Origin of the sequence: Pontibacter chinhatensis, assembly GCF_900113285.1 — a bacterium.
In the GTDB taxonomy this organism is placed as follows: domain Bacteria; phylum Bacteroidota; class Bacteroidia; order Cytophagales; family Hymenobacteraceae; genus Pontibacter; species Pontibacter chinhatensis.
Genome location: NZ_FOOT01000004.1, coordinates 145,214 through 158,566, shown reverse-complemented (window position 1 = coordinate 158,566; position 13,353 = coordinate 145,214). Strand labels below are relative to the sequence as shown.

Below are 13,353 nucleotides of genomic sequence, written 5' to 3'. Positions count from 1 at the left end.
ACGTGCAGCTTTTATGTTCGGCTTCGCCTCACCCATCAGCTGCACCAGTCCGTTGCCTTTAATTAAACTAACAGAAATGCGTAAAGCCATTGCCACCCTATTTTTTATGTTTGTTTCATTGCTTTCCTATGCTCAGGTAAGGGAAGGCAACGCAGAGAATTTGCAACCTCTCCTTCAAGACGTTCTCATAAAAGCAAAGCAGTATTCAGTCTATAGCTCACGAGTAGACTGGACGGCATTAGAGGCTGAAGTATTACAGCGTAACAATACCATCCTGTCAACTGATGATTTCGTCCGAAAGATGAAGCTTATTTTTCAGGCTATGGGAGATACGCATGGTGCCTTCTATTTTAATGGCAGGAGAATCCGCTACGGTAATAATTCTGAATTCAAAGTACGCCCCTCTTTGCTTAAGGCACTCGAAGCTGGTAAACCCGAGGTGAAGGCAGTCATTCTGGAAAGCGGCTATGGTTACATTTCAGTTCCAGGAACAAGTAACTATGATCAGAGGACGTGTCAGCAACTCCAGGATAGCCTCTGCAGCCTCGAACTTAAGGATCTGAAGGGTATTGTCATTGATTTACGGCTGAATGAAGGAGGCAGCGTCTATCCTGGGTTCAGTGGACTAAACCAGTTGTTTGGCAGCGAGCTGGTAGCTTATTCAGCTAATCTGGATGGGTCCCCTCAATCGGCATGGTCAGTCAGGAAAGGAGCTTTCCTCCAGGGAGGGCGACAAGCGGTAGTAGTCAAGAACGGATGTAAGCCCAACAAAGACCTTAAGATAGCGATTTTGCTCAGCCAAATCACCGCTAGTTCCGGCGAGATGCTAGCCGTTGCCTTCAAGGGCAGGGAAAAAACAATATTTATTGGAGAAAAGACAGCCGGCTTTACCACTATCAATTCAGAATTTAGAATCGGGAAGCACTATTTGGGAATAGCATCAGGCTTTATTACGGACAGAAAGGGCAGAGTGTACTTTGATCATGTAGAGCCAGATGTAGAAATAATAGAAGGAGACAACTTTACTGACTTGCGCGAGGATTCTAAGGTACAGGCCGCACTTCAATGGTTGAAGGAAGAATAACAACAGTCAACCACAGCTAAACTCAAGCTATGTCTAGGTTTAGCCTAACCCGTTGGCAACAATACAAGCTAAATTTAAGATATGAAAACAATCCTGCTTCTACTTCTGCTGCTGCCTTTTACAACTTTAAATTCCTATTCGCAGACTACTGGGAGTTACCAAATCGAAATCACGGCAAATGCATCGGCCAGTCAGTCAGAGTTTAAGATTCACCTCACAAAAGGTGTAGACACAGCAAAGGTTATTTATTCTAAAAGAAAGCAGAATGACTTACAACCCACGAAGCAGGACAGCTTAGAAATCCAAGAACTAACAAAAGCCTTCATGAATGATTTGGAGGCGCAAAAGCGGCTATCCCAAATTTTCGAAAAGTATAAAAGCTATGAAAAAGACAGCTTAATCATTCCCTCAAACCACCTTTTGCTTTGCATCAGTGATTCTTTATCAAGGGAAAGCATTTTAAATGTTGATGAAACCAACAGGAGCAGGTTTGTCTTGGATGGAACACGAGTAAAAGTGAAGGTCCGCCATGAAAGTGGACCTGAATATGAACTTTATGCTGTCTCACCTCGAAGAGACACTTACCCTTTGCTTTTCCAATTTATCGAAGCTGCACTTCTGCTTTATAGAAATGCAGTAGAAGACCCAATTTTGAATAAGTGTGACACCCTCGGATATTAACAGTACAACAGATAACAAAGTGCAGCTTTAACCCTCGCTACGCTTCGGTCTTCGGCTGCACCAGCACGTCAGACTGTCTAATAATCTCCTGCATTTCGCAACTTTCAGCTGGCTAAGTGGCTAAAGCATAAGATACTACTCTGCCTTAGCTATGAAATTCAAACAAGCCTACAGCCGGGATGAGCCTCCCGGTGGCGGGGCCTCTCTGGAGGAGCTCATTGCCCCGGACAACGAGGTGCGCTTCATCGATGCCTTCGTTGACTCTCTTCCTCTTGAAAAATTAGGCTTCCGCACCGATTTTCCCGAAAACGGCCGTCCGGCTTACCATCCCACTGTTTTGCTCAAGCTGCTGGTTTACGGCTACCTCAACCGCATCCGTTCCTCCCGGTGCCTGGAGCGCGAGTGTGGCCGCAACCTGGAAGTGATGTGGCTGCTGGGCCAGCTGGCGCCTGACCACAACACGATTGCCAATTTTCGCAAGAACAACGCCCGCGCCATCACCCGCGTCTTCCGCGCCACCGTGAAGCTGGCCCGCCACTTTGACCTGGTCGGAGGGGAGCTGCTGGCCGGCGACTCCACCAAGCTCCGGGCCCAGAACTCGAAGAAGAACAACTTCAACCGGGGCAAGATCGCCCGCCACCTGGCCTACATCGAGGACAGGCTCACCGACTGCCAGCTGGGCCTGGGGCAGACAGGCGAGGCCAGCCAGGTAGAGTGCCTTTTAGATGCCATAGCCCGCCACGCCTTGCGGAGGGAATATTACCTCCAGCTCCTGCAGCAGCTCCAGGACTCGGGGGAAGACCAGGTCTCGATTTCAGACCCGGAGAGCCGGCAGATGATCATCCGCAACACCATCACCGAGGTGGCCTATAGCGTGCAGGCTACGGTAGACGCCAAGTACTGCCTGTTGATTGATTACCAGGTCACCAACCATAATGACACCAAGGCCATGGGCAATATGCTCCGAAGGGCCAAGAGCATCGTGGGCAACAGCTCCTTCACAGCGCTCTTCGACAAGGGCTACTACACGGGTTCAGAGCTGGAAGTGGCCCAAAAGCTGGGCGTGACAGCGCTGGTGGCCATCCCGGCGCCAGCCGCGAGCGCCCCGGACCCGGCCTACAACCTGGAGCACTTTGTCTACGACAGCACAACGAACACCTACACCTGCCCTGAAGGCCACACGCTCACCACCAACGGGCATGTCTACACCAAGAACCTGAACCGCTCTCACCCGACCCACTTCTATCAGTACCGCACCAAAGCCTGCAAGACGTGCGAGGCGCGGGCGCGCTGCACGACCGCCAAAAACGGCAAGCTCATCGAACGCAACACCTACACCCCGCTCTTTGAAGAGAACCGGCAGCGCATTGCCGCCAATCCAGAGCTCTACAGGCGCAGGCAGGCCATTGTCGAGCACCCCTTCGGCACCATCAAGCGGCAGTGGGGGTATAGCTATGTACTCACCAAGAAGGGGATAGAGCGGGCCTCGGCCGACGTGGGGCTGATGCTGGTGGCCTACAACCTGCGCCGCATCTTCAACACTATTGGCCTAGAGCGGCTGCGGGCTTACTGGGCAGCCTCTTTAGGCATGTTGTCGACCCTAAATGCCATGTTTAGAACACAGTGGCCAAGCTTTGGCCAACGAATAAAATGCCACACCCTTAGGACAATATATCTTCAAATCACTATCTTTAACTAAGCACCAAGCAGAGGTTTTTAGACAAACTGACGTTAGCGGTGACACATATTTATGAATAATGATAAGAACGATTTTTTTCCTGTCCCTCTTTGTTTTAGCAAGCTGCGGGAAGCAGGATGATTTTTATACTGTAACCAAAATAGTCCGGTTACAAGACACAATTACTGTTGACCAGCCTTTCGAATTCGAGCTTGTTCTAAAAAATGACAGTTTGGATGTGACGAAATTAACAATTGACAAGCAAGTTCAGAAGTCCTTGTTCTTCAACTTGTTTTTTCGTTGTGATGAGGAGTTACTAAGGAGTGAAGTTAAAAACCCAACTTCTAAAGGTCATAACTATGAGGTGCACTACCTTAGTAAGGGCGATTCCTTAACTTATAAAATGAGAGCCGTGCTTCGTGCATTCTCCGTCGACTCATTAGCCTTAGAAATAGAAGGATACGAACGAGTGTATAGGTTAAAGAAACCAAAATGCAGAGAACTTAAAGTGAGCTTTGGTGGTATGTGGCTGCCTGGGAATAGCTCTCTATTTGACGCAATGGAGGGCTATGGTTTCGGGAGGACTATCATGGTAGAGCAAGAAGGTTACTTTCGCTAACCCCGCAAATAAGCCAAGCTGCGTTCAAAATCATGAAGTGGCAGGGGTATATTTCCAAGTACCTTGCCCAGTGGCTACTTATACATGCAATGTGTTAAACAGAGTGAGGGGCTAGGGGCAGGTGCCCCCTCCCTTGAAAAAATAATGATGGGGGTATCTGTTGAGGGCCGTTAGAGCGCATATATTACAGGCCCGCTTTTAAGGTTTCAAGGCTAGGTCACGCAGCCTGCTGTGCCAGAGGGGCCACCCTGTCCAGTTCGGAGGATGGGATGAGCCAGCGGCTCGGCCGGAGCACGTCCTTCTGCGCCTTCAACCTGCCCCTCTCGATGTAGTGGCGGATCGCTTTGTCCGTCACGTCGACTCCTCTGCTCTTTAGCTCTGCTCTAAACTCTCTTACCGAATAAAATGCTCTCATCTCCGTCAAAACTTAAGGTTACAACAAAGTTTTACTGTTCTTCCGTTACACGCTCTCGCTTCTTCCTTCTCAGGTCACTTGCCTACATACCGCACTACATCTACCCGCAACTCCACGTCATGCTTCTAGTCGCTCCATCTCGCGTTGTCTATTCTCGCTCTTATCCTTATAGTACAAGCCCGTGCTCAACCGTCAACACCACATCCACTTAGCTCCAATACACCCGACACACGTACGCTACAAAACCCACAATGCTCTCAAGTACACCTCGCCTAAGTCAACGTCACTCGATACTCACCACTACAGTCACATCACGTCCTTCTTCGTCCTTCAACGTACCTCTTCGTCCCTATAACAGGGGGGACATTTCTAGGAATACACACACAGTTCTCCCTTAGGGGTGGGGGAACTGTCGGGGGAAACATTTCTGAGGTTTCCACACGCACCCAGGGACAAACAACCTAAAATCCCAGGGCTTGCGAATCGTTGCGCCGTCCGTCGGTTGTTGCGCACCTTGCTCGCCGCTTTCGCTTTGTTCTCAGCTGTGGCTCTGAGCGCTTCTAGCCACGGGTGATGTTCATGCGGAACAGAGACTACGGACAGGTACACATGAACATGTTGGATGTTTAGCCTAAAGCTGAGCGAATCCAACCAAACTCCTCTTGCCTTTCGGTACAGTATAGGAAAAAAGGGTGCGGGAGGTTAGTGCGGGAGTTAAATTTTTTTACAGGTGCGTGGGGGAGAGGGGCTAGGGGCGCTTCCCTACAGTCAGGGGAGATGCTGGGGCAAACGGTTTCGTAGCAGGGGACCAGGAAGTGCGGGAAGGAAGCAGGGCCAGCGACGGCAGAGCGCCCTGAAAGGTCAAAGGGCTGCCGCAAAAAGAGCGCATATAGTGATTTCATGTGCCGGGTGGGAGTAAATAATGTCTTAAGGGAGAAGACCCTCCAGAGGGCTGGAAACCGGCCCTGAAAGGCTTTTTACTAGTACTGCCGTACCTGATTGACGGACTTGTCCTTCTGCGCGCCAGCTCAATGTGGCGACGCTGTCTCTTGCGCCTTTTTGGACATAGGCGTAAATTGTGCTGCCAAACAGGCGCGCTGCGCCCTGTGGTGACGGAGTGGCGCTTGGGGGTGGTGCCGTACGTTTCCTGGTGTGTAAGGTGGCCCTTTGCGTACGGAATCGCTTACGTACTCTATCAGTACTTAATGTACTGTATTATATACCCCTCCACTCCCTCCTCACCACCATATATCTGTTCACTTTTTCAGTGTCCCTAAGGGCGCAAGCAAGGGACGTAAAGGTATAAAGGGATCAAGACTTTGCTATGTATATCTATCTTCCGCAGGAGGTCATCGACTGGGTCGACAGAGACTTCAATAAGCTAAAGGAGCTCGTATTAGAAGGCGGTGGGAAGTGGAGCCGCACCGTAGAGAAGCGGCTAAGGGAGAGGGCCCTGTTCCTGATCTGGTACGTCATCACCAGGCGCCTTTTCCCCGCCAAGGGGGAAAACGGGGAGCGGCTCCGGGAGAAGTCAAGCCTGAGGGAGTTTGTCAACATCCACCGCGACGAGCTCGCCCGCTACGGGGGGAGCACGCACTACTACAGCATCAGGAGGTTCCTGGAGCAGATCACTGTCCTTGAGGTAAACGAGGCGTACTCAACGGGCCAGCCCGAGAGGAAGCGGGACTCCTTCACGAAGGGCTACAGGCTTGTAGGCGTGTTCCATTCCTCTCGTTCTATCACCAGGGTGAAGCTCTCTGACCCGCACCTGCTCCGGAAACTGACTTCCGCCAAAGTGGGGCAGGTGCCGGACTACCTGCACCGCTACAGGCGGGAGGTGCTCAGCCGAGTGTCGCTGAGCGAGGAGGCGGAGGAGAGCCTGTTGGCGAGACAGGGGGAATATGAGACGCTGGAGTTCTACCGGGAGATTTACCCGGTCTATAACCAGAGGCGGAGGGACTACCTCAAGCTCGACGGGGAGGGCAGGCTCTACCATCCCTTCAACAGCCTGAGCAACGGCCTGCGCCGCTTCCTCAGGGTCGACAACAGGCCGGAGCAGCCGGACTGGGTGGAGGTGGACGTGTCGGCCTGCTACTTCTTTATCTTCGGAGCTTACCTGGCCCTGGAGGGGCACAAGGGGCAGGACCTAGTGCGCTTCAACGCGATGGCAAACGGCGGGGACCTCTACACGGTTCTTTACGACTACTGCCTGGGCGAGCTCATGAAGCAGGGGAGAGTGGGGGAGGTGGAGGAACTGGAGGAAAGGTACGGGGGAACCAAGGAGCTGGTGAAGAAGGCAATGCTCAGGTCCCTCAACAAAAGGCCTAAGAGCAACCTGAGCGCCAGCAATCAGCACCGGTCCCTGTACCGCGTGGCCCGGGAGTTCTTCCCCACCGTGTTCGGGGAGGTGGAGCGGCTTAACCGCGAGGACAACGCTGTCGTCTACCGCACCATTACAAGGCTGGAAAGCTCGGTCATGGTCGAGTACCTGGTGCCCCGGGCGCTGGACTTGGGGCTTGTCTTCATCACCAGGCACGACGGCGTGATATGCCAGCTGCAAGATGCAGAGGCAATCCGACAACTTATACTGCAGGGCTTTAGGGAGAGGCTGGGCCGTGAGCCAAATGTTCATATCAAGCCCGTTAGGTAGTAACTAGAAGAGTGATTTACTACCTGTTTGAATATGGCATGGCATTCATAAAGCGCCCCTTAGAGTCTTATGAAGCTCTTCTGCTTTTGCTGACAACCATAATGGATGCTGGTTCAGCCTCGATCTCAGCAACGGTCCTTTGACGTGCAGCTTTAACCCAATCCGCCAGCTCTTGCTTGACAAAGTATAACCGCTTGCCTTTCTTGATGTGAGGTATCGATCTGGAGCTGGTTTTTTCATAGATGGCTGACTTCGATATGTTGAGGTATGCGGCAGCCTCATCTACTGTTAAGAAATCTCCAGTTGACTGAGTACTATCGGTTTTGTCCAGTCGTTCTTGAATGTCCAGCAGGATAGACTCGATGCGGTCTATGCGCTTCTCAATAATAGCAAAAGGATTCTCCATCATACGCCTCTATCATTTGTTCCAATGCAAATATATAAAGGAGGTGCCCTGTGTTATTTGCGCTTTACTTGCGTATTTTTTGCAGATTATTATTGAGATGCATTGCTTATAGCATCGAGTAACCTTTGTTTGTGGCGTTTAATTTCTTCACGTTCCGCCGGTCCGGGCGCGTCACTGTATCTTTCTACATAGTTAAAGAGGTTCTGTCTGCTACCGATAATATTCCCAAAAGTAGTTCTTAGGGCATTAGTTAGCTGCTCCTTATTGGTAAAATGCTTGTTCATTAAATACCCTAGCTCATTTAACACAACAAGCATAATAGCATACTCTTTTTTTAATTTTACTTTTGAGTATAGCTCTTTCACGATGGGATACACCTTTTTCCCGTTCTCTGTGAGGTGGTAATAAAAACCGAAATCTCCATTTGAAGAGGGTGTTAGATCTTGCTGCGATAGTATTTGTTGCGTTTGTAGTTCCTGTAGCGCCTGACCTTGCTTAGGAGTTACGTTCGGCAAGGAATTTTTTAATATGGATACAATTTCTTGTTTAAGCTGATATAGAGGGTATAGTGCCATTGAGATAGCTCCATTTAAAAGTCTGTCCTTATCGAGTATCTTTTTCGGTTCATCACCGGGTAAGGAAAGGACCTGGTATGGAGGTTCCTTCCCCTGCAGACTGCATTGTTTTAGCGCTTCAACGATTTTGTCCCAATATTCTGACTCTAGCTCATCCCTGCGTACGCAAATATGGATGTCAACCTCGTGCAGAAGTGCTTTAAGCCTATATGGCTGATGGTTGTTTGTGACTTCTTCAATGTAGTCGAGAATTTCAAATCTATCGAATGCCTCTTCTTCTACTAGTGTAAGAAAATCTGTTAAACCTATTCTAGTTTTCATTGCTTCCTTTGCTGCTTTCCAATTTCCAGAATTGCTTGCCTTAATTATTAACCAAGGTTGGGGAAAAACAATGTAGAGTAAAGCGTTATACTGCCGTTTATCAGGCAGATATAACTAATATACTATATACCCCAAATTTAATGTATTTGTTTTCTTTTTACTTCCCTTAGATAGTACTTATCTTGATATGAAGATAAAGACAATAAGACCTTCGGATGGAAGGGCCTACAGTATGGCAAATGTGGTGGCCGAAGCTATTGGTGCCTTGAACGGCAAGGCCACCTACGCAGAAATTAAGAGCTACATTCACAGCAAGTGGAACGGGATGAACGATAGGGCAATTAGTGCTCATGATATCTTAGTATCGAGCCTACCTTGATGCATACAATGCTCTAAAAGCTAGGAGCCAGAGATTTTTGACAGCTCCACTTTACTTACACCATGTTTTTAACTTTAGGGAGCAGGTTATGGTGCAAAATTTATTATATGTAATTCCGCAGAGGCTTCCAAGGATCGAAGGCTTTGATTTTGGACTTACTCGTATATGGAGTTACACAAGACTTCTCAAACAACTTTGTTGTATATTAGGATAAGCTACTGCTTTATGGGATACCCTTAAGGCTTTTACAGTTTGCCTCTCTTAGCGGCTGCAAGGCTGCTGTTAATGAGAAGACTTATTTTGATACAGCGATCTTTTAGTGACAAGGAGTCTTGTTTATATAGAAATGCCAATTCAGTTTAAACCGTTTTGCAGTTGTGCTTTCATTAATGCTACCTAAATAAGAAAGGAGGCCTTGTTAAAGCCTCCCTTTTACTTCAAAGCAAATTTTGCTGTTTTCTACTCGAACGTCATCCGCTGAATCCTAACAGCGTTCAGAATAGCCAGCAGAGCCACGCCCACATCAGCAAACACAGCCTCCCACATCGTGGCCAATCCGCCAGCACCCAGGATGAGCACGATGGCCTTCACGCCAAAGGCCAGGGCAATGTTCTGCCATACCACCTGCTTGGTTTTGCTGCCGATGTTAATGGCGGTGGCGATTTTGGAAGGGTGGTCTGTTTGGATAACTACATCAGCGGTCTCTATGGCCGCATCGGAGCCTAAACCACCCATGGCCATGCCTACGTCTGCCAAGGTGATCACCGGTGCGTCATTGATCCCATCCCCTACAAAGGCCACTGTTCTGCCTTCGGCTTTCAGTTCTTCCACCTTGCTGACTTTATCCTGTGGCAACAGGCCCCCATGAGCCTCGTCCAGTTTCAGTTCGCCCGCCACTTTCTGCACAATCGAGTTCTTGTCGCCGGAGAGCATCACCAGCCTTTTTACCCCTAGCTCCCGCATCCTTTTTACAGCCAGCGGCGCATCCTCCTTGACCTTGTCGGCGATGGTGATATAGCCGACGTAGGTTCCGTCCACAGCTACTACCACGATCGTTTCCACGATCTCCTTCAGGCTCGGGTCAAAAGCAACATGAAACTTCTCCAGCAACCTGGTATTTCCCACCAGCAGTTCTTTGCCGTCCACCTTACCTTTCAGCCCATGCCCGGATATCTCCTCCACCTGCTCCACACGGTGTTGTGTATATGCCTGGCCTGCCTCGGCCATAATGGCCTGCGCGATTGGATGCGTGGACTTGCTCTCCAGCGCAGCCACGGCCGTCAGGAACCAGGATTTGTCATCCAAAACCGTCTCCACTTGCTGTACCTTAAACACCCCCTCTGTCAAAGTGCCGGTCTTGTCCATGACCACCGTATCCACCTGCGTCATCAGGTCCAGAAAGTTAGAGCCTTTAAAGAGCAAACCATTGCGCGAGGCCGCCCCAATACCTCCGAAGTAGCCTAACGGGATAGAAATCACCAGTGCGCAGGGGCAGGAGATCACCAGGAAGATCAAGGCCCGGTACAGCCATTGGTTGAAGTCATAGGCTTCCACGAAAAAGTATGGGATGAACACCAGGCCCACGGCCAGGAAGAACACGATGGGCGTGTAGACTTTGGCGAACCGGGTGATGAACTGCTGCGTTTTGGCCTTCCGGCTGCCAGCCTCCTCCACCAGTTTCAGGATCTTTGACAGGGCACTGTTCTCGTAGGCAGAGCTTACCCGAAGCTCTATCACCCGATCCAGGTTGATCATGCCGGCCAATACCGTCTCCCCCTTTAGTTTCGTGTCAGGCTTCGACTCACCGGTGAGAGCAGCCGTGTTGAAAGAGGACCTATCGGAGAGCAATTCCCCGTCCAGGGCTACCTTTTCGCCGGCTTTTACCTGCACCACGTCGCCCACCTGCACTTCTTTGGCCTTCACGTTAATTATGCCCTTCTCAGTCACCAGCCCTACTTCATCAGGCCGGTTGTCGATCAGTGCCTTGATGGAGCGGCGGGAGCGCAACACGGCCGCTTCCTGAAAGTGCTCTCCAACCACGTAGAAGAGCATCACGGCCACGCCCTCGGCATATTCCCCGATGTAAAAAGCCCCCAGCGTGGCCATGCTCATCAAGAAGAACTCGTTGAAGAAACTGCCCCGAAGGCTCCTTATGGCGTGCCACACCACGCGCCAGCCCACCAGCACGTAGGCGATGCCGTACACGACCAGCCGCACATAGCCCGTAAACCAAGGCATATCGAGGTAGTCCAGCAGGATGCCGCCCAATAGCAGGATAAGGCTAAGCGCTGTGGGAATGTAGGATGATTTGGCTTCCTCCTCGGCGTGCTCGTGCTCCACGGCACCTGCCTGCTTTGTCTTTCCGTCCACTGAGCAGCACTCGGCCCCCACATTAGGGCCGGGAGCTTCCGCCGTGCGGGGCGATGTTATCTCAAGAGGCTTAAAATCTTCCTCTATGTTTTTAGCTGTCTCTATATGCTTTGTCATGTTCGTATTCTTTTAAATGTTATCGTGCAGATTCGATGATCTGCTTCAAGTCATCCGGAATCGGCATAGGCCGGAGCGGCGGCACGTTGGCACCACCGGTGTTTCCAACCGGTATCATCCCTGCCCATGACTTCACTCCCCCGACCAGCAGGCGGGGAAACTGCCCTACTATCTCCTTAGCGTTCTTGGTTTTAAAACCAAACAAAAGCATATACCAGTGTACGGCAGTGTGCTCTATGGGGTAAGGCTGCCCCAGAATGTGCGCCCGCTCCAGATGTCGCCATGCCTCAGCAGCAAGCCCCTGCTGCCATAGCATGCGATAAGAGGTTAGCTCCTGTCGGTAAAAAGCCCGCAGAGGTGTGGGCATGCTCCAGTTAAATTTCATGGTCCTTCTCTTTTTTCTTTTACAAAAGTACTGCCAAGCCGCCTGCAATTGCATTGCATTGTTTAGCTGCAGCTGCCGCAGGTCCCCTTGATCACCAGGCTAACTTCTTCCTGCTTAAAGTTGTCCGGCAGGGGGATTTTAGGGATGCGGGACTTGGGCAGGCAAATTGTTTCTTGGCATTTATTGCAAAAAAAATGCACATGCATATCCTCCGGAGCGCATTCACAGCCTTCTTCGCAGAGCGCATACTTTACCGATCCGGTGCCATCCATGATGCTATGCACCAGCCCCTTCTCCTCGAAGGTTTTCAGGGTACGGTACAAGGTGATGCGGTCTGCACGGTGAAAAGCTGCCTCCAGGTCGCTGAGGCTAACAGCCGTCTGTTGTGAAGAAATATACTCTAGTGCAAGCAGGCGCATGGCCGTTGGACGTATGTTTTTATCCTGCAGTAGTTTATCCAGATTTTTCAACATATTTCTATAATTAATGGCCGTGGCCGCCCTCATTATCAGCGTTTCGCATCTTCGAAAGCAGCGAGTAAGCACCTTTTATTACAAAATTTTCAGCAGCCGTATCCACGCTGGCTGGGAGCGCCACCTGCACAAAGCCCCCCTGCTCCACCCCGCGCTCTACGGGTACCATTCTAAACTTCTTCATCAGGGCGTCTCCTTCCTGCTCCTGGCCTGTGTAGAGAAAGACAAACGATGCGTTGTTTTCCTGCACCACCGCCGCCCCCGGTAGGGCCAGTACCTGCTTTTCATCCAGCGCCACCTGGGCCTGCACGTACATGCCCGGCACCAGGTCCTTGTCTTCCTCTTCCATGTGGGCGTGCACCCGCACGGTGCGCTCCGGGCTGATCTCTTTACCGATCAGGAAAATTGTGGCTTCGCGCTGAGCGGCACTTTCCCCAGGCAAAGCGTAGCGCACCACTTGCCCTTTCCTGAGCGAGGTCAGGTCTTTTTCAAACACGGTCAGCTCCACGTGCAGGTGCTCGGTATCGGCGATGCGGAAAAGCACGTCCGTGGGGGCAACATACTGCCCCACGTCTGCCTTGACATAGGTGATATAGCCTTCTAAAGGCGCATGGAGCGGCAGTATACGTCTGATTTTACCGCTTCGAAGGGAGCCGTTCGTGATGCCGATGATGGCTAACCGCTCCTCCAAGGCCTGTACCCGCGCCCGCACACTTCTGTACTCGGCCACCGTTTGCTGGTAGGTCTTGGCAGAGGATACCTGCTCGGCGTGCAGTTCCTGCTGGCGCTTATACTCCAGTTCCAGGTAATCCAGGCGGTTCTTTTCTTTCAGGTAGTCTTCCTGCAGCGTCACAAATTCCGGGTTCTCGATCGTAGCCAATAGGTCGCCTTTCTTAACATAGGTGCCTTCCAGCACCTGGGTTTTCCGGATGAACCCGCCAAGCGGAGCCGTTACGGAAGCCATGTTCTGCGGCGGCAGGTCCAGCTTGCCAGTGAGCGTGAGGGTGTTGCTCAGGTTGCGCAGCTGCGGCTTGCCTAAGGCAATGCCTGCCACCTGGTACTGTTCTTCCGTTAGCTCGGCACTTGTCGGGCTCTCTTCTTCATGCGCTTCTTCTTCCCGGTGCCCGGGCTCCTGAGCAGTTTCTGCTTCGTTGCCGCAGGCGCTAAACAGGAATAGTCCCATGAAATATACTATATAGC

Annotated in this window: 12 protein-coding genes; 5 read left to right on the top strand and 7 right to left on the bottom strand. The window is 51.0% G+C overall.

The window, feature by feature from the left end:
- The first annotated feature begins 76 nt into the window (after positions 1 to 76).
- The 4 genes from BM040_RS12690 (at position 77) to BM040_RS12675 (ending at position 4,062) form a co-directional block, all read left to right on the top strand.
- Positions 77 to 1,084, top strand: a complete 1,008-nt coding sequence (locus BM040_RS12690; RefSeq protein ID WP_175491058.1) for a S41 family peptidase — start codon at positions 77 to 79, stop codon at positions 1,082 to 1,084.
- An 81-nt stretch (positions 1,085 to 1,165) separates the two neighbouring features.
- On the top strand, positions 1,166 to 1,765 hold the full coding sequence (locus BM040_RS12685) for a hypothetical protein (RefSeq protein ID WP_092101892.1): 600 nt from the start codon (positions 1,166 to 1,168) through the stop codon (positions 1,763 to 1,765).
- Positions 1,766 to 1,916: 151 nt separating this feature from the next.
- On the top strand, positions 1,917 to 3,464 hold the full coding sequence (locus tag BM040_RS12680) for an IS1182 family transposase (protein ID WP_092101889.1): 1,548 nt from the start codon (positions 1,917 to 1,919) through the stop codon (positions 3,462 to 3,464).
- A gap of 58 nt (positions 3,465 to 3,522) precedes the next feature.
- The gene (locus tag BM040_RS12675; RefSeq protein ID WP_092101886.1) at positions 3,523 to 4,062 is read left to right on the top strand and encodes a hypothetical protein; all 540 of its coding nucleotides are present in this window, start codon (positions 3,523 to 3,525) and stop codon (positions 4,060 to 4,062) included.
- A gap of 217 nt (positions 4,063 to 4,279) precedes the next feature.
- Here the strand turns inward: BM040_RS12675 and BM040_RS12670 are convergent, their stop codons facing one another.
- A complete protein-coding gene (locus BM040_RS12670; RefSeq protein WP_092101883.1) occupies positions 4,280 to 4,477 on the bottom strand; it encodes a hypothetical protein in 198 nt (65 codons plus the stop codon).
- A 1,717-nt stretch (positions 4,478 to 6,194) separates the two neighbouring features.
- Here BM040_RS12670 and BM040_RS12665 point away from each other — a divergent pair.
- Positions 6,195 to 7,127, top strand: a complete 933-nt coding sequence (locus BM040_RS12665; RefSeq protein WP_139217807.1) for a hypothetical protein — start codon at positions 6,195 to 6,197, stop codon at positions 7,125 to 7,127.
- Between the two features lie 67 nt (positions 7,128 to 7,194).
- On the opposite strand, the gene BM040_RS12660 is transcribed toward BM040_RS12665, so the two are convergent.
- From BM040_RS12660 to BM040_RS12630, 6 genes are all read right to left on the bottom strand, one after another.
- Positions 7,195 to 7,536 carry a helix-turn-helix domain-containing protein gene (locus BM040_RS12660; protein ID WP_092101877.1) on the bottom strand — a complete coding sequence of 114 codons (342 nt, stop codon included), beginning with the start codon at positions 7,534 to 7,536 and terminating at the stop codon, positions 7,195 to 7,197.
- 86 nt (positions 7,537 to 7,622) lie between these two features.
- Positions 7,623 to 8,429, bottom strand: a complete 807-nt coding sequence (locus tag BM040_RS12655) for a winged helix-turn-helix transcriptional regulator (protein WP_092101868.1) — start codon at positions 8,427 to 8,429, stop codon at positions 7,623 to 7,625.
- Positions 8,430 to 9,267: 838 nt separating this feature from the next.
- Entirely contained in the window at positions 9,268 to 11,295 is a 2,028-nt protein-coding gene (locus BM040_RS12645) for a heavy metal translocating P-type ATPase (RefSeq protein WP_092101862.1), read from the bottom strand.
- Between the two features lie 19 nt (positions 11,296 to 11,314).
- Complete coding sequence (locus BM040_RS12640) at positions 11,315 to 11,680, bottom strand: DUF3703 domain-containing protein (RefSeq protein ID WP_092102864.1); 366 nt, start codon at positions 11,678 to 11,680, stop codon at positions 11,315 to 11,317.
- A gap of 62 nt (positions 11,681 to 11,742) precedes the next feature.
- Positions 11,743 to 12,153 carry a Fur family transcriptional regulator gene (locus BM040_RS12635; protein ID WP_092101859.1) on the bottom strand — a complete coding sequence of 137 codons (411 nt, stop codon included), beginning with the start codon at positions 12,151 to 12,153 and terminating at the stop codon, positions 11,743 to 11,745.
- A gap of 10 nt (positions 12,154 to 12,163) precedes the next feature.
- Entirely contained in the window at positions 12,164 to 13,336 is a 1,173-nt protein-coding gene (locus tag BM040_RS12630) for an efflux RND transporter periplasmic adaptor subunit (RefSeq protein WP_175491057.1), read from the bottom strand.
- Between the last annotated feature and the right edge of the window lie 17 nt (positions 13,337 to 13,353).

What these genes read in the sequence shown, in the direction of transcription:
- BM040_RS12645 (WP_092101862.1), bottom strand. Translation starts at nt 11,295, where the DNA reads ATGACAAAGCATATAGAGACAGCTAAAAACATAGAGGAAGATTTTAAG.
- BM040_RS12690 (WP_175491058.1), top strand. Translation starts at nt 77, where the DNA reads ATGCGTAAAGCCATTGCCACCCTATTTTTTATGTTTGTTTCATTGCTT.
- BM040_RS12675 (WP_092101886.1), top strand. Translation starts at nt 3,523, where the DNA reads ATGATAAGAACGATTTTTTTCCTGTCCCTCTTTGTTTTAGCAAGCTGC.
- BM040_RS12685 (WP_092101892.1), top strand. Translation starts at nt 1,166, where the DNA reads ATGAAAACAATCCTGCTTCTACTTCTGCTGCTGCCTTTTACAACTTTA.
- BM040_RS12655 (WP_092101868.1), bottom strand. Translation starts at nt 8,429, where the DNA reads ATGAAAACTAGAATAGGTTTAACAGATTTTCTTACACTAGTAGAAGAA.
- BM040_RS12640 (WP_092102864.1), bottom strand. Translation starts at nt 11,680, where the DNA reads ATGAAATTTAACTGGAGCATGCCCACACCTCTGCGGGCTTTTTACCGA.
- BM040_RS12660 (WP_092101877.1), bottom strand. Translation starts at nt 7,536, where the DNA reads ATGATGGAGAATCCTTTTGCTATTATTGAGAAGCGCATAGACCGCATC.
- BM040_RS12635 (WP_092101859.1), bottom strand. Translation starts at nt 12,153, where the DNA reads ATGTTGAAAAATCTGGATAAACTACTGCAGGATAAAAACATACGTCCA.
- BM040_RS12680 (WP_092101889.1), top strand. Translation starts at nt 1,917, where the DNA reads ATGAAATTCAAACAAGCCTACAGCCGGGATGAGCCTCCCGGTGGCGGG.
- BM040_RS12630 (WP_175491057.1), bottom strand. Translation starts at nt 13,336, where the DNA reads ATGGGACTATTCCTGTTTAGCGCCTGCGGCAACGAAGCAGAAACTGCT.
- BM040_RS12670 (WP_092101883.1), bottom strand. Translation starts at nt 4,477, where the DNA reads ATGAGAGCATTTTATTCGGTAAGAGAGTTTAGAGCAGAGCTAAAGAGC.